A 19,687-nucleotide genomic window follows, 5' to 3' on the forward strand; every position below is an offset into this window, starting at 1 on the left:
TTACCCCTTGACTGCGCCGGCCGTCAGCCCGCGCACGAAATACTTACCTGCGACCACATAGACCAGCAGGGTCGGCAGCCCGGCGATCATTGCCGCCGCCATATCAACGTTGTATTCCTTGGCCCCGGTACTGGTGTTGACCAAGTTGTTCAACGCCACCGTAATGGGTTGCGAGTCACCGCTTGAGAACACCACGCCGAACAGGAAGTCGTTCCAGATCTGGGTGAACTGCCAGATCAGGCAGACCATGATGATCGGGGTGGACATCGGCAAAATGATCAAGCGGAAGATGGTGAAGAACCCCGCGCCATCGAGCCGCGCCGCCTTCACCAGTGCATCGGGAACGCTGACGTAGTAGTTACGGAAAAACAGCGTGGTGAACGCCAGGCCGTAGACCACGTGCACGAACACCAGGCCTGTCGTTGTGCTGGCCAGGCCCATCTTGCCGAGGGTGAACGAGGCCGGCAGCAAGACCGTCTGGAATGGCAGGAAGCAACCGAACAGCAGCAGGCCGAAGAACAACTGCGACCCGCGGAAGCGCCACATCGACAGCACATAGCCGTTCAACGCACCGATGGCCGTGGAGATCATTACCGCCGGAACGGTGATCTTGATCGAGTTCCAGAAGTACCCGTCAACCGTGCCCCAGGCCTTGATCCAGCCAATACCGCTGACCACGGTCGGCCAGCTCAGCAGGTTGCCGGAGTTGATGTCTTCCGGCGTCTTGAAACTGGTCAACAGCATGACCACCAGCGGTATCAGGTACAGCAATACCGCAAGGAGCAGCACGCCATAGATCGCGATGCGACTCAGGCTGATGGCAGGTTTGGCAGCGAAACTAGTCATGACGTTTGGCCCTCAGCTCGGAGTACAGGTAAGGCACGATGATCGCGAGAATCGCACCGAGCATCAGAATCGCACTGGCCGAGCCCATGCCCATCTGGCCGCGACTGAAGGTGAAGGAATACATGAACATCGCAGGCAGATCGGAGGAATAACCCGGGCCACCGGCGGTCATTGCCGCCACCAGGTCGAAACTCTTGATAGCGATGTGGGCCAGGATCATCACTGCGCTGAAGAACACCGGGCGCAGGCTCGGCAACACCACTTTCAGGTAAATGCGCGGCATGCTCGCGCCATCGATCTGGGCGGCACGGATGATCGATTGATCAACGCCACGCAGACCGGCGAGGAACATCGCCATGATAAAACCCGAGGCTTGCCATACCGCCGCGATCACCAGGCAGTACACAACGCGATCCGGATCGATCAACCAGTCCAGGCGAAAGCCTTCCCATCCCCAGTCACGCAGCAATTTGTCCAGGCCCATGCCCGGATTGAGCAGCCACTTCCAGGCGGTACCGGTGACGATCATCGAAAGCGCCATCGGGTACAGATAAATGGTGCGAATAAAACCTTCGCGACGAATGCGCTGGTCAAGAAACACCGCCAGCAACACACCGATCACCAGGGTGATGCCGATGAACATGCCGCCGAAAAGCGCCAGGTTCTTGCTCGCTACCCACCAGCGATCGTTGTCGAACAGCCGCTGGTACTGCGCCAGACCCGCCCATTTGTAAGTCGGCAGGAAGGTCGAAGTGGTGAACGACAGGACGAAGGTCCACAGGATATAGCCATAGAACCCCACCAGAACAATGAACATGCTCGGCGCCAGCACCAGCTTGGGGAGCCAGCGCTGCAGTGCATCGAACGGCGAGGCCTTGCTGAACACAGCAACAGAACTCATGGGAAGATCCAGTACGAAGAGAAAGGATTACAAGCGCTTTCCCTTGTGGGAGCGGGCTTCTGTGGGAGCTGGCTTGCCTGCGATGGCATCACCTCGGTGCAACTGATAAACCGAGGTGTCTGCGTCGCGGGCAAGCCCGGCTCCCACAAAATCCCTCCCACAGGGAGGATGCGCGGCTAACGGTTACTTGGCCGCTTTAATGGCAGTGCCGAGTTGCTTGGCGGCAGTGGCAGGATCGGCTTTCGGATCGTTGATGAAGTTGGTCACGACATCAAAGAAAGCACCCTGTACCGCCAGCGTGGTCGCCATGTTGTGCGCCATGCTCGGCTGCAGGCCACCGGTCTTGGCGTCCGCCAGGAAGTCTTTGGCAGCCGTCTGGGCGCAGGAGTCGAAACCGTACTTGCCCATATCGCTCAGCATGTCGTTTCGAACCGGGATCGAGCCCTTGTTGATGCTGAAGACTTTCTGGAAGCTCTCACCCAGCACGACCTTGGCAATGTCCTGCTGAGCTGCAGCAGTGCCCTTGTCTTTCTGCTTGAACACGGCCAGCGAGTCGATGTTGTAGGTGAAGGCCTTGTCGGTGCCCGGGAAGGCTACGCACTCGTAATCCTTGCCGGCGACTTTCTTGGCCGCTGTCCACTCGCTCTTGGCCCAGTCACCCATGATCTGCATGCCGGCCTTGCCGTTGATGACCTTGGCCGCCTCCAGGTTCCAGTCCTGGCCTTTGCCGTCGGCGTCCATGTAGGTCGCGACTTTCTTCAGCTCGGTCAGCGCCTTGACCATGTCAGGACCGGTCAGCGCCGCGTTATCCAGATCGACCAGGGCTTTCTTGTAGCCATCGACGCCCATGACCGACAGGACCACCGCTTCGAACACGGTGCTGTCCTGCCAAGGTTGGCCACCGTGGGCAAGCGCAATGAAGCCCGCAGCCTTGAGCTTGTCACCGGCCGCGTAGAATTCCTGAAGGGTGGTTGGCGCTTTTTCGATGCCGGCTTTCTTGAAGACTTCCGGATTGATCCACAACCAGTTGACGCGGTGAATGTTCACCGGCACGGCCACATAGTTACCGTCGTACTTCACGGTATCGGAGACTTTCTTGTCGAGCAGGCTGTCCCACTTCTCAGCTTTGGCAGCGTCTTTCAAGACGTCGGTATCGAGCAGACCGGTAGACGCCCATTCCTGAATGTCCGGACCTTTGATCTGCGCTACGCCCGGTGGGTTACCGGCCACGGCGCGGCTTTTGAGTACGGTCATGGCAGTGGCACCGCCACCGCCGGCGACTGCGCCGTCTTTCCAGGTGAAGCCGTCTTTTTCGACTTGAGCCTTGAGCACATCGACAGCTGCTTTTTCACCACCAGACGTCCACCAGTGAACGACTTCCACCGAACCTTTGGAATCGGCGGCAAGGGCACTGAGCGGGAATGCAGCAACGGGAAGCAGTGAAGCGAGAGAAATGACAGTAGCGAGGCGAGAAATCGCATTCATCTAGTAGTACCTTTCTTGTTGTTATGCATGCAAGTCTGGTGCTTGCGCTGCATAGGATTTTAAACAGGGGATCGCCCTTCGCAGGTAACGAAGGGACGCGCGAATGTCACCACATGGTTACACATGAGCGCTCTGGGACAATTGCCCCAGCGCACTGGCCATGCTCGGCGCCAACGGCAGGCGCGGGATCAATACGGCTTGCCAGGCGTGATACAGGTCAGGTTTACCGGCCCAGATATCGGCGCTCGGGCGGTTCAGCGGATCGAGCTCGTGATGCCAGCTGCCATCGCAGCGGTCGATGAAATGACTGTCACAGAATTCCCAGAACAGTCGGTACCAACGCTCGTATTGCTCATCACCGGTGCGTTTTAGCAGCGCACTGGCGGCGGCGCTGGCTTCGCAATGAGTCCAGTGCAAACGATGACGAACCACCGCGCGATTGTCCCAGTCGAGGGTGTAGACGATGCCCGGCGCACCGTCGACGTCCCAGCCGTGACGGCAATTGTGTTCGAAGAGTTTTTGCGCATCGGTGGCCAGCCAGCCCGGTGTGAGCATCCCGGCTTGCACCCGCGCAGCTTCAAGGTGCAGTAACAACCGCGCCCATTCGAAACCATGACCCGGTGTGGTGCCATAAGGACGGAAACCGTCGGCCGGGTTGTCGTGGTTGTAGTCGCGCAGCGGCTGCCAGTCGCGGTCGAAATGCTCGATCACCAGGTAATCGTTGGCGGCGGCGTGTTCGTGAATGACTCGCTCGACAATACGCTGGGCGCGAATCAGCCAGCGGTGGTCCTCAGTGACATCGGCCAGGGCGAGGAAGGCTTCGGTGGCGTGCATGTTGCTGTTGGCGCCGCGATAGGCTTCCTCGCCACTGAAGTCGCGGTTGAAGGACTCGCGCATGGCGCCCTCCTCCTCGCTCCAGAAATGGCTGTCGATGATGTGGATCGCATCATCGAGCAAGGCTTGCGCACCGGGACGCTGGGCAACCACCGCAGAACTCGCGGCCAACGCCACGAAGGCATGCAGGTAAGCGGCTTTGCCGGTATTGCCGTCGCGGTGTTCGGGCATGGCGAACCAGCCACCGTGTTCGGCGTCACGCAGCGGCCCGCTGAGGGCTTTGATGCCGTGATCCACCAGTTCGGCGAACCCCGGCAAGCCCTGGATGTGGGCCATGGCGAAACTGTGGGTCATGCGCGCGGTGTTCATGGTTTCAGCTTGGGCGCTGGCTGGGAGGCGCCCCTTTTCATCAAGGTTGCCGAAACCTTCGGCAAGCTTTGAAGCCCTGGCAAACGCCAGCAGGCGCAGGCCTTCGGCGGCGAGCCATTGCTGATGGGCAGGCGCGTTCAGCCAACTGCTGAAGGCGGGTTGGAAGGTGTCCATGCGGTACCTTTTTTGTTGTTATGACTGGGACCAGTCTAAACAACGGTCGGTGGCGGGCAGGTAACGAAGGGGGCGGCTTTTGTCACTGACTTGTGACAAAAGGAAAGCAAGATCAAAAGATCGCAGCCTCCGGCAGCTCCTACAGAATTTGTGTCCGCCCGATATTCACGTGTTTACGCGATTCCTCAGTAGGAGCTGCCGAAGGCTGCGATCTTTTGATCTTCTCAATCGACAGATCGCGGCAACTGCAACGTCACGCGCAACCCGCCTTCACGCAGGTTTTGCAGGCTGACTTCGCCGCCATGGCTATGGGCGATGTTGCGCGCAATCCCCAGCCCCAGGCCATAACCCTGCTGCTGCCCGGCCAGGCGGAAGTGCGGCTCGAACACTTGCTCCAGCCGCTGCTCCGGCACGCCTGGGCCTTCGTCGTCGACATGCAGGACGAACGCGCTCTCGTCATCATCGATGTGCAGATGCGCGTTCTGCCCGTACTTCAAGGCGTTGTCGATCAGGTTGCCGATGCAGCGCTTGAGTGCCAGTGGCTTGCCGGGATACGGCAGCAGCGCCCGCCCTTGTTGAGTCACACGGCCATTGCCGTTAGGCGCCAGATACGGCTCCACCAGGCAGTCGAGCACATGATTGAGGTCCACCGGCTCGATGTTTTCGTGGATGTCGGTGTCTTTCACGCATTGCAGCGCACCTTTGACCAGCAACTCCAGCTCATCCAGATCACGTCCGAACTTGGCTTGCAGCTTTTCGTCTTCAAGCAATTCGACCCGCAGTCGCAACCGAGTGATCGGTGTGCGCAAGTCATGGGAAATCGCGCTGAACAACTGGCTGCGCTCGGTCAGGTAACGGCTGATGCGTTCACGCATCGCATTGAACGCGCGACCGACTTCCACCACTTCACTGCCACCACCCTGAGCGACCGGTTCGACGTCGGCCCCCAGGGACATGTCCCGCGCCGCCCGCGCCAATCGCTTGAGCGGCCGGCTCTGCCAGTGCACCAGCAGGCCGATGAACAGGAGCAAGAAGCCGCTGGTGAGTACGATGAACCAGACTTGCTGTGCCGGCAGGCCTTGCTCTTCGAGACTGGTGTAGGGCTCGGGCAACAACGAAGCGATGTACAACCATTCCCCCGGCGCCATCTGGATTTGCGTGACCAGCACCGGCGGGTTCACTGGCTCCAGGGTCAACGCGTAGTGCGCCCAGGAGCGTGGCAATTCATCGAGTTTCAGCCCGCTATTGAAGATCCGCAGGTCTTCGGGGCTGACGAACGTCACCGAAATATCGGCGTCCTGGCCCAGCGACTGGCGCAGCACCTCGTCCACCGCTTTGAGCACCGCTTCTTTGCGCGGGGTAATCGGCAGCACCTCCATCCCCAAGGGTTTGTCGTTGAGGGTCACCACGAACCGGGTGCCGCCCATGCTGCGCAACTGGTCGAGCACCAGCGGCCTGAACGCCACCGGCAACGAGCGGAAATAACTGACGCTGGCCGTCATCGAATGGGCCAGGCTGCGGGCGCTGGTGACCAGGCCTTCGAGCTGGGTAGCACGCAGTTGCGAAACCCAGATCACGCTCGACAGCGTCTGGGCAAACAGCACCGCCAACAGGGTCAGCAGCAACATGCGCCCGAGCAGCGAGCGCGGCACCGGCACGCGCCCGGCGAGCTTGCGCAGGAACTCAGTGGCCATTGCTGGCAACCACGTTGGCTGCCAGTTGGTAGCCGCTGCCACGCACGGTACGGATCAGTCGCGGCGGTTTTTCGGTGTCGCGCAGGCGCTGGCGCAAACGGCTGACCGCCATGTCGACGATGCGATCGAGCGGCATCAGGTCACGGCCACGGGTGGCGTTGCCGATGGTGTCGCGGTCGAGGATTTCCTGGGGGTGATCGAGGAACAGTTTCAGCAGCGCGAAATCGGCGCCGGAGAGAATCACTTCCTCGCCGTCGGTGTGAAACAACCGATGGCTGACCATGTCCAGCCGCCAGTCGTCGAAGGCCAGCACTTCACCGCCGGAACGCTCCTGACCGAACTGCGCGCGGCGCAACAGAGCTTTGATGCGCGCCTGCAATTCACGCGGGCTGAAGGGTTTGCCGAGGTAGTCGTCGGCGCCCAGCTCCAGGCCGATTACACGGTCGGCCTCGTCGGAGCTGGCGGTGAGCATGATGATCGGCACGTGGGCCTGGCGCGGGTGCTGGCGGATCCAGCGGCAGAGGCTGAAACCATCTTCGTCGGGCAGCATCACGTCGAGGATCACCAGATCGCTCGGCGCCTCGTTCAGCGCCTGACGAAAGCCTGCGCCATCGGGCGTGGTGCGGACCTGGAAACCGGCACGGGTCAGGTAGGTGTCCAGCAACTCGCGTATCTCTTGATCGTCATCGACCAACAAAATCGACTTGTTGACTGAGCTCACGGGGCGGCGTCCTTGTTGTTTGAATTAGGTGGATTATGCCTGATGAACCTTGGAAATTTGTTGCCTGTCGATCGTTCCCACGCTCTGCGTGGGAACGATCATTACTGCGCCTGATCGAGCGCTACGCCCGCACCAACCAGGCCGGAATACGGCGCTGTCACCAGCCACACCGGAATGCCTTTGAAGTAATCGCTCATGCAACCCTTGTCGGCAAAACACCGGGCGAAACCGCTTTTAACGAAAAAGTCGGCGAACCGTGGAATCACCCCGCCAACGATGTACACACCACCCCGAGCACCGGTGGTCAGCACATTGTTGCCGGCCACGCGACCGAGCCAGCAGCAGAACTGCTCAAGCACTTCCAAGGCAATCGGATCACCCGCCAACCCGGCCGCGGTGATCGCCTCAGGCGTGTCGAGCGCAGGCGTATGGCCGTCCACCGCGCAGATCGCCCGGTAGACTCGCGGTAAACCACTGCCGCTCAACGCCGTTTCAGCGCTGACATGGCCGATCTCGTTGTAGATGTGCTGCCACAGTTGGGTTTCCCGCGGGCTGCTCAGCGGCAGATCGACGTGACCGCCCTCCCCTGGCAACGCGGCAAAACGGCCCTCGCCCAGATCGAGCAACGTACCTACGCCCAAGCCTGTACCCGGACCGATCACCACCGCCGGCCGCAACGGTTCCGGCGTGCCTTCGCAGACCACCCGGAACTCGCCCGGCTGCAAACGGGTCATGCCCAGGGCCATGGCCGAGAAATCGTTGACCAGCAGCAGTTGATCCACCTGCAAGGTCTTGCAGAAATCCCTGCGACTGAGCCGCCAGTGATTGTTGGTGAACTTGAATTCATCACCGCTCACAGGGCCCGCCACCGACAGGCACACCGAACCGATCGAACCCGGCGCCAGGTCGAGCCCGCTCAGGTAAAGCGCAATCGCTTCCTCCGGGCTGGCGTGGTCTGCCGTCGCCAGCACCTGGACTGATTCCAGTTGCTGGTTTTTCCACAACGCGAAACGTGCGTTGGTCCCACCGATGTCACCGACCAAAGCCAGTTTCAATTAAGCGTCTCCAGGGCAGAAGTAAAGGCGCTGGCGCCTTGCTCTGCGGAGCTGAAGGCCATGCGCATGAAACCAAACAGTTCGCGACCGGTGCCGATGTTGTTGCCCAACAGGCCTTTGGCCGGCTCGCGCGCTGCGAATTCTTCGGCGTCCACCTTAAGCTCCAGGGTGCCTTTGACGCCATCGACGCGGATGATATCGCCCTCACGCACCCGCGCCAAAGCGCCGCCCACATAAGCTTCGGGGCTGACGTGGATTGCTGCCGGGATTTTCCCCGAAGCGCCGGACATGCGCCCGTCAGTCACCAACGCGACTTTGAAGCCACGGTCCTGCAACACGCCGAGAAACGGCGTCATCTTGTGCAGTTCCGGCATGCCGTTGGAACGCGGGCCCTGGAAGCGCATCACCGCGACAAAATCCTTCTCCAGCAGCCCGGCCTTGAACGCATCGGCCAGGTCCTGTTGGTCCTGGAACACCATGGCCGGGGCTTCGACGACCTGGTTTTCCAGGGCGACCGCCGAGACTTTCATCACGCCACGGCCGAGGTTGCCTTCCATCACCCGCAAACCGCCCTCTGCCGAGAATGCGCGAGCCACCGGGCGCAGGATGTTTTCGTCGAGGCTTTCGATCGGGCCTTCGCGCCAAACCAGCTCGCCGTTATCGAGGAACGGTTCCTGGGTGTAGCGGCTCAGGCCGTGGCCGAGCACGGTGTTGACGTTTTCATGCAGCAGGCCGGCTTCCAGCAGTTCGCGGATCAGGAACGACATGCCGCCCGCCGCCTGGAAGTGATTGATGTCGGCTTTGCCGTTCGGGTACACGTGGCTCAGGGTCGGCACCACCTCGGAGAGGTCGGCCATGTCCTGCCAGGTCAACTGGATGCCTGCGGCCATGGCGATGGCCGGCATGTGCAAGGTGTGGTTGGTCGAGCCGCCGGTGGCGTGCAGGGCCACGATCGAGTTGACCAGCGAACGCTCGTCGACGATTTCGCCGATCGGCAAGAAGTTGCCATTCTGCTTGGTCAAGCGCGTGACCTGATGCGCCGCTTCGCGGGTCAGGGCATCGCGCAACGGCGTGTTCGGGTTGACGAACGAGGCGCCCGGCAAGTGCAGGCCCATGACTTCCATCAGCAACTGGTTGGTGTTGGCGGTGCCGTAGAAAGTGCAGGTGCCAGGGCTGTGGTAGGACTTCATCTCCGATTCCAGCAGCTCTTCGCGGGTCGCCTTGCCTTCGGCGTAACGCTGGCGCACATCGGCTTTCTGCTTGTTGGAGATGCCCGACACCATCGGCCCGCCCGGCACGAAAATCATCGGCAGATGACCGAAGCGCAACGCGCCCATCATCAAGCCCGGCACGATCTTGTCGCAGATGCCGAGCATCAGCGCGCCGTCGAACATGTTGTGGGACAGCGCCACGGCGGTGGACAGCGCGATCACTTCGCGGCTCGGCAGGCTCAGTTCCATGCCCGGTTCGCCCTGGGTCACACCATCGCACATGGCCGGGGTGCCACCGGCGAACTGGCCGACGGAGCCGATTTCGCGCAGGGCTTTTTTGATCTGTTCAGGAAAGACTTCGTACGGCTGGTGCGCCGAGAGCATGTCGTTATATGACGAAACAATTGCGATGTTGGCGGAGTTCATCATCCGCAAGCTGTGCTTGTCGTCGCTGCCACATCCGGCCACGCCGTGGGCGAAGTTGGCGCATTGCAGCTTGCCACGCATCGGGCCGTCACTGGCGGCGCCACGGATCAATGCAAGGTAAGCCTCACGCGTGGCGCGGCTGCGGGCGATAAGCCGTTCGGTGACCTCAAGGACGCGGGGATGCATGTGTAGAACTCCAGGCTAACGGATGTGGCGACCTGATTGTCTATGCTGATCAAACGCCGTTGTGATCGGGATGACAGACGGCTTTCTTGATCATTCGGACCAGTTGATTCAGGCCACTCGTTGTAGATAAAACAAAATATTGCCACTAAAAAGGCTTGTTTTCTATTTTTTTGCGAATAATCTTGTAATTCCAACAACAAAACTACGGCGGCGCTGTAAATGACTCTTCGAATCGCAATCAATGGTTTTGGCCGTATCGGCCGTAATGTCCTGCGCGCACTGTATACCCAAGGCTATCGTCAGGATCTGCAGATCGTGGCAATCAATGACTTGGGCGACAGCTCGATGAATGCTCACCTGCTCAAGTACGACACCGTTCACGGCACATTCGATGCCGATGTCCAGCACGATCAGGAAAGCCTGACCGTCAACGGCGACCGTATTTCGGTCAGCGCCATTCGCAACCCGGCCGAACTGCCCTGGGCCGCGGAGAAGGTCGACGTCGTGTTCGAATGCACCGGTCTGTTCACCGACCGTGCCAAAGCCGCCGCCCATATTACGGCCGGCGCGCGCAAAGTGATCATCTCGGCCCCGGCCAAAGGCGCCGACGCCACTGTGGTTTATGGGGTTAACCACGACATTCTGCGCCAGTCGCACCAGATCATCTCCAACGCCTCGTGCACCACCAACTGCCTGGCCCCGGTGGCCCAGGTGCTGCACCGCGAGCTGGGCATCGAAAGCGGTCTGATGACCACTATTCACGCCTACACCAACGACCAGAACCTGACCGACGTCTACCACACCGACCCGTACCGCGCCCGTTCCGCCACCCAGAACATGATCCCGAGCAAGACCGGCGCCGCTGAAGCGGTAGGCCTGGTGCTGCCGGAACTGGCGGGCAAACTGACCGGCATGGCAGTGCGTGTTCCGGTGATCAACGTGTCGCTGGTGGACCTGACCGTGCAGCTCAAGCGCGAAGCGTCGGCCGATGAAGTGAATGCGCTGCTCAAACAAGCCAGCCAGCACTCGAAGATTCTCGGCTACAACGCCCTGCCGCTGGTATCCAGCGACTTCAACCACAACCCGCTGTCGTCGATCTTCGACGCCAACCACACCAAGTCCAGCGGCAAGCTGCTCAAAGTGCTGGCCTGGTACGACAACGAGTGGGGCTTCTCCAACCGCATGCTCGATAACTGCCTGGCGCTCTGCAACGCAGAGTAAACCGTGGAGCAGCAACCGATGATCGGTATCAGCTTTACGCATAAGACCATGGCGGCGCGCAAGCGTATCGCCCTGGTCGCCCATGACCACTGCAAAGTGTTTTTGCTGGACTGGGCCGAGCGACAGAAAGACAAACTCGCGCAGCATGAACTGGTCGCCACCGGCACCACGGGGTTGTTGTTGCAACAACGCCTCGGCCTGCCGGTAGAAAGTATGATCAGCGGTCCACTGGGCGGCGACCAGCAGCTCGGCGCGCAAATCGCCGAGCAGCGGGTCGACATGCTGGTGTTCTTCTGGGACCCGTTCGAACCGCAACCCCACGACCCGGACATCAAGGCATTACTGCGGGTCGCGGCGGTGTGGAACATCCCCGTGGCCTGCAACGAATGCAGCGCCGACTACCTGCTCAGCAGCCCGTTGATGGATCAGGCTCACGAACACCGCATCCCGGATTACGCGACCTATCTGCAGGGGCGCGGGTAAAGCGCTGGCATAAATCCTCTGTGACAACAGGCTCGCTCCCACAGGGCAATACACATCCCTGTGGGAGCGGGCTTGCCCGCGAAGGCGTCAAGTCAGCCAACTCAAATTCTGAACTCAGCCAACAGCCCCCCCCCGGCCACTGGGAATTACTCAGTCGGCACCACCTTATCCAGCACCTGATTCACAGCCAGTTCAGCCAACATCACCACCTGCGCGATACCCAGCAGGGTTTTGCGGTGGGTGCCTTCAAGCAAAGCCGCGAAGTCGTTGAGCATGACGGTGGCCGAGCCCAGGGTTTCGCTGGCGTTGACCAGCATCGGCTCGGTGGCGGCCGCCGGGTTGGCCAGGTACAGCTTGTTGGGTTGGTAGGGTGTGGCCATGACCGTGGCCGCCGGGTTGAGGTAATGGTCGAGGGCGCGCTCGGCGGCTTCGTTGAGTTTTCTGGAATCGGGGGATTCGTAGGGGGAGACCGGGTCTGTGACCGGTGGATTAGGCGTTACTTTGAACATGGGGTATCTCCAGTAAGGCCGCAACCATCTCGCTGCTAAACGAAAGGGTGGCAGCTGTGCGCAAGTTAGCAGACCGGTAACCCCAAACCCGGCGCACCCGAAGGTGCCATGCGCACAGCCACCATCGAGCGCAGGCGAATGCCTGACTGGATAAGACTTGTACAACCGGGATGAAGAGCCGGGCTGCTAAACCCGATCACTGGGAATCAGTGATGCGAATCAAGTTACCGACCGGCCCCAAGGCGCACAAGCCGGCGGATTCTGGCGCAGGCGTAGGCAACGGCGCAAGGTTTCGTGGGCTTTAGGACGTAACACAGGGTGTCGTTAAACATTCATTCTGGATCGTGTGTATTGGCGCTCGGAAATCGATGAATACCCTGACAGATTGGTCTTGCTCCCACAGGATTTCATCTGGCCGAGCCGTCTTTTTGAACTATGCTCGGGCTCTCGTTCCGGAGGGCCTTCGATGACTGATTTACTCACGTCCATTCAAGCCGCACTCGGCTTGCCTCACACCCCAATCCCGTTCACCTCGAGCGGCGCCCTGCCCTCGGCATTTGCCGTGACCGATCTGGCCTGCGCCAGCATTGCCGCCGCCGGCCAGGCCGCCAGCGAACTGCTGCATCAACAAACCGGTCGCTTGCCCAGCCTTGAAGTCGACCGCCGCCTGGCGTCGTTCTGGTTCGCCACCTCGATCCGCCCCGTGGGCTGGAGCGTCCCGCCGCTGTGGGACCCGGTTGCCGGCGACTACGCGACCAAGGATGGCTGGATCCGCCTGCACACCAACGCGCCCCATCACCGCGAAGCTGCGGAATCAGTGCTCGGCGCCTGCACCGACCGCACAGCGATGGCGAGCAAAGTGGCTCAGTGGGCGAAAAGCGATCTGGAACAGGCGGTGGTCGAGGCCGGTGGTTGCGCCGCCGAGATGCGCAGCTGGAAGCAATGGCAAGCTCACCCCCAAGGTCGGGCCGTGAACGCCGAGCCGTTGATTCAGTTCAGCGTCGGTGGCAACCAAACCGCCAAACCGTGGCAAGGCTCGGTGGCGCAACCGTTGGCCGGGATCAAGGTGCTGGACCTCACGCGAGTGCTCGCCGGCCCGATCGCCAGCCGCTTTCTCGCAGGCCTCGGCGCCGACGTACTGCGCATCGATCCACCGACCTGGAACGAACCGGGGGTGGTGCCGGAAGTGACCTTGGGCAAGCGCTGTGCGCGCCTGGATCTGCACGACAAGGCTGATCGCGCGGTGTTCGAAAGCCTGCTCAAAGACGCCGACATCCTGCTCCACGGCTACCGCGCCGATGCCTTGGAACGCCTGGGTTACGGCACCGCCCAACGCCAGGCACTGGCCCCCGGCCTGATCGATGTTTGCCTCAACGCTTATGGCTGGAGCGGCCCTTGGCAGAACCGTCGCGGCTTCGACAGCCTGGTGCAGATGAGCAGCGGGATTGCCGACGCGGGCATGCACTGGAAGAAGGCGGATAAACCGACACCGCTGCCGGTCCAGGCCCTTGATCACGCCACCGGGTATTTGATGGCGGCCAGTGCGATCAAGCTATTGGGGCACGGTGGCTCTGCGCGCTTGTCGCTGGCACGAACGGCGAAGTTGGTGATCGAGCATGGCGCCGGGACCCATGAGCCGTTGCCGGCGGAGGATGCCAACGATCAAGGGGTGTTACTCGAGCAAACACCGTGGGGGCCGGCCCATCGGTTGCAGGTGCCGTTGAAGATCACCGGGACGCCACTGCAGTGGGCGCTGCCAGCCGGGGAATTGGGCGCCCATCGCGCGCAGTGGTGGTGATCATCAGATAACTATCGCGGGCAAGCCCGCTCCCACAGGTACAGCGTGATCCTATCCTGTGGGAGCGTGGCTTGCCCGCGATGAGGCCAGAACAGTCACTGCAAATACCTCAACGCTGCAAAGCAGTGACTTTTAACTAAATAGATAAAGCGAAATAACCTTAATCAATTAGTCTCGATCAGCGTCTTTTATTTATCGCTGAATAATCTATAGCTTCGGCGCCTGCTTTTTCACATCAACATCTGTATGCCCGACAAAGATACATAAGTCTTTCAATAACAATGGAATGTGCCCATGCACTGATCTATGTCRGTTGATTGAACAGCCAACAGAACTACGCTGTTGCCTCTCTTCTCCTGCACTGGAGTCATGCTATGTCTGAATCCCCCGGAAAACTGAAACTCGGTGCGCTCGTTGCTTTAGTGGTCGGTTCAATGATTGGTGGCGGAATCTTCTCTTTGCCCCAGAACATGGCCGCCAGTGCTGATGTCGGTGCTGTTCTTATTGGTTGGGCAATTACCGCAGTGGGCATGTTGACCCTCGCTTTCGTCTTCCAGACCCTGGCCAATCGCAAGCCTGAGCTGGATGGCGGTGTTTATGCCTACGCCAAGGCCGGTTTCGGCGACTACATGGGTTTCTCGTCCGCCTGGGGATACTGGATCAGTGCCTGGCTGGGCAATGTGGGTTACTTCGTTCTGTTGTTCAGCACCCTCGGTTACTTCTTCCCGCTATTTGGAGAGGGGAATACTCCTGCCGCCGTCATCGGCGCCTCGCTGCTGCTCTGGGCGGTGCACTTTCTGGTTTTACGGGGAATCAAGGAAGCGGCGTTCATCAACCTGGTGACCACCGTCGCCAAGGTCGTACCGCTGCTGCTGTTTGTGTTGATCGCCTTGTTCGCCTTCAAACTGGAGATCTTCACCGCCGACATCTGGGGCATCAAGAACCCTGACCTGGGCAATGTGATGAACCAGGTGCGCAACATGATGCTGGTCACTGTGTGGGTGTTCATCGGCATCGAAGGCGCGAGCATTTTCTCGGCCCGTGCCGAAGTACGCAGCGATGTGGGTAAAGCCACCGTCATCGGGTTCATCACCGTGCTGCTGTTCCTGATGCTGGTGAACGTGTTGTCCCTGGGGATCATGACCCAACCCGCGCTGGCGAAACTGCAGAACCCGTCGATGGCCGCGGTGCTGGAACATGTGGTCGGTCATTGGGGCGCGGTGCTGATCAGTGTCGGCCTGATCATTTCCTTGCTCGGCGCGCTGCTGTCATGGGTGCTGCTGTGCGCGGAGATCATGTTCGCCGCCGCCAAGGACCACACCATGCCAGCGTTTTTGCGCCGGGAAAACGCCAACCAGGTACCGGCCAACGCGCTGTGGCTGACCAACGCGATGGTGCAGCTGTTCCTGATCATCACACTGTTTTCGGCCAGCACTTACCTGTCGCTGATCTACCTCGCCACCTCAATGATTCTGGTGCCGTACCTGTGGTCGGCGGCTTATGCCGTGCTGCTGGCGGTACGCGGCGAGAGCTATGAAAACGCCCTGGCCGAACGCAGAAAAGATTTGATCGTCGGTGGCATCGCGTTGATCTACGCGATCTGGCTGCTGTACGCCGGCGGCGTCAAATACCTGCTGCTCTCCGCCCTGCTGTATGCCCCCGGCGCGATCCTGTTCGCCAAGGCCAAGCTTGAAGTCGACAAACCGGTTTTCACCAACGTCGAGAAGCTGATTTTCGCTGCTGTCGTCGCGGGCGCCCTGGTGGCGGCCTATGGGCTGTATGACGGCTTTCTGACCCTTTAGCACTGTTGTGAAAAGCAGCACCTGATTGTTTTCATCTGGAGGAACACGGTAATGACGGGAAAAAGTTAAGTACGGCGTCCACTCCGAAGCCGGCAAACTGCGCAAAGTCATGGTTTGCTCCCCCGGCCTGGCCCACCAGCGGCTGACCCCGAACAACTGTGATGAACTGCTTTTCGATGATGTGCTGTGGGTCGCCCAGGCCAAGCGCGACCACTTCGACTTCGTCACCAAAATGCGCGAGCGCAATGTCGACGTGCTGGAAATGCACAACCTGCTGACCGACATCGTCGCGATGCCTGAAGCGCTGGACTGGATTCTGGAACGCAAGGTCACCGCCAATTCGGTCGGCCTCGGCCTGATCCATGAAGTGGGTTCCTGGCTGCGCAGCCTGGAGCCACGCAAAATCGCCGAATTCCTCATCGGCGGGGTTTCCGCCGATGACCTGCCGGACAGTTTCGGCGGCAAGACCATCCAGATGTTCCGCGACTTCCTCGGTCATTCCAGCTTCATTCTGCCGCCGCTGCCCAACACCCAGTTCACCCGCGACACCACCTGCTGGATCTATGGCGGCGTGACCCTGAACCCGATGTACTGGCCGGCGCGCCGTCAGGAAACCCTGCTGGCCACCGCCATCTATAAATTCCACCCGCAGTTCACCAACGCCGACTTCCAGATCTGGTACGGCGACCCGGACCAGGACCACGGCAGCGCCACTCTGGAGGGCGGCGACGTGATGCCGATCGGCAACGGTGTGGTGTTGATCGGCATGGGGGAGCGCTCGTCCCGCCAGGCCATCGGCCAATTGGCGGTCAACCTGTTCAAGAACAAAGCGGTGGAACGGATCATCGTCGCCGGCCTGCCGAAATCCCGCGCGGCGATGCACCTGGACACCGTGTTCAGTTTCTGCGACCGCGACCTGGTGACGATTTTCCCGGAAGTGGTGAAGCAGATCGTCGCCTTCAGCCTGCGTCCTGACGACAGCAAACCGGGCGGCATCGACGTGCGCCGTGAAGAAACCAGCTTCCTCGACACCGTGGCCAAGGCCCTCAACCTCAAGGCGCTGCGTGTCGTCGAAACCGGCGGTAACGCTTTTGCCGCCGAACGCGAGCAATGGGACGACGGCAACAACGTGGTGGCGCTGGAGCCAGGCGTGGTCATCGGCTACGACCGCAATACCTACACCAACACCTTGCTGCGCAAGGCCGGCGTCGAGGTCATCACCATCAGCGCCAGTGAACTCGGGCGCGGGCGCGGCGGTGGCCACTGCATGACCTGCCCGATCATTCGCGACCCTATCGATTATTAACTTTCGAGCCTTGGCCGATGCTTATCCAGCACGGCCGAGGGGATAACCGACACCCAAGGAGATCCAATCATGGCTTTCAACATGCGCAACCGCAGCCTGCTCTCGCTGATGCACCACACCACTCGCGAGCTGCACTACCTGCTGGACCTGTCCCGCGACCTCAAGCGCGCCAAATACACCGGCACCGAGCGTCCGCACCTGCAAGGCAAGAACATCGCGCTGATCTTCGAAAAAACCTCGACCCGCACCCGGTGCGCCTTCGAAGTCGCGGCCCATGACCAGGGCGCCCACGTCACCTACATCGACCCGGTGTCGTCGCAGATCGGCCACAAGGAAAGCATGAAGGACACCGCCCGCGTGCTGGGGCGGATGTTCGACGCCATCGAGTACCGTGGCTTCGAACAGGAAATCGTCGAAGAGCTGGCGAAGTTCGCCGGCGTACCGGTGTTCAACGGCCTGACCGCTGAATTCCACCCGACGCAAATGATCGCCGACACCCTGACCATGCGCGAGCACAGCGACAAACCGCTGCACGACATCAGCTACGCCTACCTCGGCGATGCGCGCTACAACATGGGTAATTCGTTGCTGATGATCGGCGCCAAACTCGGCATGGACGTACGCATCGCTGCACCGAAAGCGCTGTGGCCACATCAGGACTTCATCGATCAGTGCAAAGCCTTCGCCGAAGAGAGCGGCGCGCGCATCACCATCACCGAAGACCCGAAAGCGGCGGTCAAGGGCGTGGACTTCATCCATACCGACATCTGGGTATCGATGGGCGAGCCGGTGGAAGCGTGGGACGAGCGCATCGAGCAACTGCTGCCGTACCAGGTCAACGCCGACATGATGAAGGCCTCGGGCAACCCGCGCGTGAAGTTCATGCACTGCCTGCCGGCGTTCCACAACAGCGAAACCAAGGTCGGCAAGGACATCGCCGCGCGTTATCCGAACCTGGCCAACGGGGTTGAAGTGACTGAAGAAGTCTTCGAATCGCCGGCCAACATCGCCTTCGAGCAAGCGGAAAACCGTATGCACACCATCAAGGCTATTCTGGTGTCGGCGCTGGCGGATATCTGACGGCTGAACACTTGTTCATGAACTGACCCCGTAGGAGCTGCCGCAGGCTGCGATCTTTTGATCTTGATGTTGATCTTCAATGGCCAGGCAAAGATCAAGATCAAAAGACCAGGATCAAAAGATCGCAGCCTTCGGCAGCTCCTACGAGGATCATCGATCTCTGAAAGGACTGCACTATGCGTATCGTCATTGCTCTGGGCGGTAACGCCCTGCTCCGCCGGGGTGAGCCCATGACCGCGGACAACCAGCGCGCGAACATCCGGATCGCCACCGAACAGATCGCCAAGATTCATCCCGGCAACCAACTGGTGATCGCCCACGGCAATGGTCCGCAGATCGGCCTGTTGTCGCTGCAAGCGGCGGCCTACAGCCAGGTTTCGCCTTACCCGCTGGACGTACTCGGCGCCGAAACCGACGGCATGATCGGCTACATCATCGAACAGGAACTGGGCAACCTGCTGGACTTCGAAGTGCCGTTCGCCACCCTGCTGACCCAGGTCGAAGTCGACCCCAACGACCCGGCGTTCCAGGCCCCCAGCAAACCGATCGGCCCGGTCTATTCCAAGGCCGACGCCGAGAAACTCGCCGCCGAGAAAGGCTGGGCCATCGCCCCGGACGGCGACAAGTTCCGGCGCGTGGTCGCCAGCCCGAAACCCAAACGCATCTTCGAAATCCGCCCGATCAAGTGGCTGCTGGAAAAAGGCAGCATCGTGATCTGCGCCGGCGGTGGGGGCATCCCGACAATCTACGATGCCAACGGCAAGCTGCAGGGCGTGGAAGCGGTGATCGACAAAGACCTGTGCTCGGCGTTGCTGGCCGAACAGTTGGAAAGCGATCTATTGGTGATCGCCACCGACGTCAGCGCGGCGTTCATCGATTTCGGCAAGCCCACCCAGAAAGCCATCGCCCAGGCTCACCCCGATGAAATGGACAAACTCGGCTTCGCCGCCGGCTCCATGGGACCAAAGGTCCAGGCGGCTTGCGAGTTCGCCCGCCATACTGGGAAAGTCGCGGTAATCGGTTCACTCTCGGACATCGAAGCGATCATCCAGGGCAAGGCCGGCACCCGTATCAGCACAGCGACGCCTGGCATCAGTTATCAATAGAAAGAAACGCAGGGGGGCAGGCGTGAGGTCTGCCCTGATTCAATGCCTTTGAAGGAGAGACGCCAATGGCTACGTTCGAACCCGGACACCTGCACATCGAGCGCCATGCGCTGAACAAGGACGATTACAGCTACAACCTGCACATTGAATACAAAATTGCTCAGGATCCCAAGGAAGGCCAAGGCATGCTCTTCAAGCTGCGTGGTTCGGTCGAGGGCAAGGAGCTGAATGAAGAGTTTTATCTGCCCAAGGACCAGGCCTTCGACTTTGCCCGCCACGCCACGCGCATTGCGCAAAAGTACGGCATGCCCAAGACCGCCAATATCGGCGCCATGCACAAGTACTACGACGAAATGTTTGAAGACGTGCGGGCCCAACTCGACGTCAAATCCGGCGACCCGGTCAAACCTGAACACCTGGGATAAGTGGGGCGAGCTTGCTCGCGATAGCGAACTTCATTCGCTACGCCACACAACCTTG

16 protein-coding genes and 1 pseudogene are annotated in these 19,687 nt (G+C 60.4%); 8 read left to right on the forward strand and 9 right to left on the reverse strand.

Annotated features, from left to right (window positions below; genetic code table 11):
* The 8 genes from AC1D2Q_RS12750 to edd form a co-directional block, all read right to left on the reverse strand.
* The gene (locus AC1D2Q_RS12750; RefSeq protein ID WP_019581464.1) at positions 1–846 is read right to left on the reverse strand and encodes a carbohydrate ABC transporter permease; all 846 of its coding nucleotides are present in this window, start codon (positions 844–846) and stop codon (positions 1–3) included.
* Entirely contained in the window at positions 839–1,747 is a 909-nt protein-coding gene (locus AC1D2Q_RS12755) for a carbohydrate ABC transporter permease (RefSeq protein WP_018926470.1), read from the reverse strand. Before AC1D2Q_RS12755 ends, AC1D2Q_RS12750 begins: the two co-directional genes overlap by 8 nt.
* A 183-nt stretch (positions 1,748–1,930) precedes the next feature.
* On the reverse strand, positions 1,931–3,232 hold the full coding sequence (locus tag AC1D2Q_RS12760) for an ABC transporter substrate-binding protein (protein ID WP_428632057.1): 1,302 nt from the start codon (positions 3,230–3,232) through the stop codon (positions 1,931–1,933).
* A 117-nt stretch (positions 3,233–3,349) separates the two neighbouring features.
* Positions 3,350–4,609, reverse strand: a complete 1,260-nt coding sequence (locus AC1D2Q_RS12765) for a D-mannose isomerase (protein WP_477813407.1) — start codon at positions 4,607–4,609, stop codon at positions 3,350–3,352.
* A gap of 224 nt (positions 4,610–4,833) precedes the next feature.
* Positions 4,834–6,303, reverse strand: a complete 1,470-nt coding sequence (locus AC1D2Q_RS12770; protein ID WP_477813408.1) for an ATP-binding protein — start codon at positions 6,301–6,303, stop codon at positions 4,834–4,836.
* Positions 6,293–7,024 (reverse strand): response regulator, encoded by a 732-nt coding sequence (locus tag AC1D2Q_RS12775; RefSeq protein WP_477813409.1) that lies wholly within the window; start codon positions 7,022–7,024, stop codon positions 6,293–6,295. Before AC1D2Q_RS12775 ends, AC1D2Q_RS12770 begins: the two co-directional genes overlap by 11 nt.
* A gap of 101 nt (positions 7,025–7,125) precedes the next feature.
* Complete coding sequence (locus AC1D2Q_RS12780; RefSeq protein WP_477813410.1) at positions 7,126–8,079, reverse strand: glucokinase; 954 nt, start codon at positions 8,077–8,079, stop codon at positions 7,126–7,128.
* Positions 8,076–9,902, reverse strand: a complete 1,827-nt coding sequence (edd, locus tag AC1D2Q_RS12785) for a phosphogluconate dehydratase (RefSeq protein ID WP_305409972.1) — start codon at positions 9,900–9,902, stop codon at positions 8,076–8,078. The genes AC1D2Q_RS12780 and edd overlap by 4 nt, the downstream gene beginning before the upstream one ends.
* 219 nt (positions 9,903–10,121) lie before the next feature.
* Between edd and gap the strand changes: the two genes are divergently transcribed.
* Complete coding sequence (gap, locus tag AC1D2Q_RS12790) at positions 10,122–11,123, forward strand: type I glyceraldehyde-3-phosphate dehydrogenase (RefSeq protein ID WP_007934706.1); 1,002 nt, start codon at positions 10,122–10,124, stop codon at positions 11,121–11,123.
* An 18-nt stretch (positions 11,124–11,141) separates the two neighbouring features.
* On the forward strand, positions 11,142–11,606 hold the full coding sequence (locus AC1D2Q_RS12795) for a methylglyoxal synthase (protein ID WP_064616377.1): 465 nt from the start codon (positions 11,142–11,144) through the stop codon (positions 11,604–11,606).
* A gap of 146 nt (positions 11,607–11,752) precedes the next feature.
* Here AC1D2Q_RS12795 and AC1D2Q_RS12800 read toward each other — a convergent pair whose 3' ends face one another.
* Positions 11,753–12,115: a DUF6124 family protein gene (locus tag AC1D2Q_RS12800; protein ID WP_477813411.1), complete on the reverse strand. Its 363-nt coding sequence runs from the start codon at positions 12,113–12,115 to the stop codon at positions 11,753–11,755.
* A 466-nt stretch (positions 12,116–12,581) separates the two neighbouring features.
* Here AC1D2Q_RS12800 and AC1D2Q_RS12805 point away from each other — a divergent pair, with 466 nt between their 5' ends.
* The 6 genes and pseudogenes from AC1D2Q_RS12805 (at position 12,582) to AC1D2Q_RS12830 (ending at position 19,632) form a co-directional block, all read left to right on the forward strand.
* On the forward strand, positions 12,582–13,913 hold the full coding sequence (locus tag AC1D2Q_RS12805; protein WP_477813412.1) for a CoA transferase: 1,332 nt from the start codon (positions 12,582–12,584) through the stop codon (positions 13,911–13,913).
* 374 nt (positions 13,914–14,287) lie between these two features.
* Positions 14,288–15,715: an arginine-ornithine antiporter gene (arcD, locus tag AC1D2Q_RS12810; protein WP_477813413.1), complete on the forward strand. Its 1,428-nt coding sequence runs from the start codon at positions 14,288–14,290 to the stop codon at positions 15,713–15,715.
* 58 nt (positions 15,716–15,773) lie between these two features.
* Positions 15,774–17,021 (forward strand): annotated as a pseudogene (arcA, locus tag AC1D2Q_RS12815) (arginine deiminase); the annotation flags it as partial.
* A gap of 69 nt (positions 17,022–17,090) precedes the next feature.
* Positions 17,091–18,101, forward strand: coding sequence for an ornithine carbamoyltransferase (locus tag AC1D2Q_RS12820; protein ID WP_019581472.1), 1,011 nt, complete (start codon positions 17,091–17,093; stop codon positions 18,099–18,101).
* Between the two features lie 176 nt (positions 18,102–18,277).
* Positions 18,278–19,207, forward strand: coding sequence for a carbamate kinase (arcC, locus tag AC1D2Q_RS12825; RefSeq protein ID WP_477813414.1), 930 nt, complete (start codon positions 18,278–18,280; stop codon positions 19,205–19,207).
* A gap of 65 nt (positions 19,208–19,272) precedes the next feature.
* Positions 19,273–19,632, forward strand: coding sequence for a DUF5064 family protein (locus AC1D2Q_RS12830; RefSeq protein ID WP_477813415.1), 360 nt, complete (start codon positions 19,273–19,275; stop codon positions 19,630–19,632).
* The last annotated feature ends 55 nt before the right edge of the window (positions 19,633–19,687 follow it).

It is taken from the genome of Pseudomonas sp. P1_A1, assembly GCF_056406935.1.

Excerpts from the sequence above, each read along its gene's own strand:
- AC1D2Q_RS12750 (WP_019581464.1), bottom strand. The coding sequence starts at position 846 with ATGACTAGTTTCGCTGCCAAACCTGCCATCAGCCTGAGTCGCATCGCG.
- AC1D2Q_RS12755 (WP_018926470.1), bottom strand. The coding sequence starts at position 1,747 with ATGAGTTCTGTTGCTGTGTTCAGCAAGGCCTCGCCGTTCGATGCACTG.
- AC1D2Q_RS12760 (WP_428632057.1), bottom strand. The coding sequence starts at position 3,232 with ATGAATGCGATTTCTCGCCTCGCTACTGTCATTTCTCTCGCTTCACTG.
- AC1D2Q_RS12765 (WP_477813407.1), bottom strand. The coding sequence starts at position 4,609 with ATGGACACCTTCCAACCCGCCTTCAGCAGTTGGCTGAACGCGCCTGCC.
- AC1D2Q_RS12770 (WP_477813408.1), bottom strand. The coding sequence starts at position 6,303 with ATGGCCACTGAGTTCCTGCGCAAGCTCGCCGGGCGCGTGCCGGTGCCG.
- edd (WP_305409972.1), bottom strand. The coding sequence starts at position 9,902 with ATGCATCCCCGCGTCCTTGAGGTCACCGAACGGCTTATCGCCCGCAGC.
- gap (WP_007934706.1), top strand. The coding sequence starts at position 10,122 with ATGACTCTTCGAATCGCAATCAATGGTTTTGGCCGTATCGGCCGTAAT.
- AC1D2Q_RS12795 (WP_064616377.1), top strand. The coding sequence starts at position 11,142 with ATGATCGGTATCAGCTTTACGCATAAGACCATGGCGGCGCGCAAGCGT.
- AC1D2Q_RS12800 (WP_477813411.1), bottom strand. The coding sequence starts at position 12,115 with ATGTTCAAAGTAACGCCTAATCCACCGGTCACAGACCCGGTCTCCCCC.
- AC1D2Q_RS12805 (WP_477813412.1), top strand. The coding sequence starts at position 12,582 with ATGACTGATTTACTCACGTCCATTCAAGCCGCACTCGGCTTGCCTCAC.
- arcD (WP_477813413.1), top strand. The coding sequence starts at position 14,288 with ATGTCTGAATCCCCCGGAAAACTGAAACTCGGTGCGCTCGTTGCTTTA.
- AC1D2Q_RS12820 (WP_019581472.1), top strand. The coding sequence starts at position 17,091 with ATGGCTTTCAACATGCGCAACCGCAGCCTGCTCTCGCTGATGCACCAC.
- arcC (WP_477813414.1), top strand. The coding sequence starts at position 18,278 with ATGCGTATCGTCATTGCTCTGGGCGGTAACGCCCTGCTCCGCCGGGGT.
- AC1D2Q_RS12830 (WP_477813415.1), top strand. The coding sequence starts at position 19,273 with ATGGCTACGTTCGAACCCGGACACCTGCACATCGAGCGCCATGCGCTG.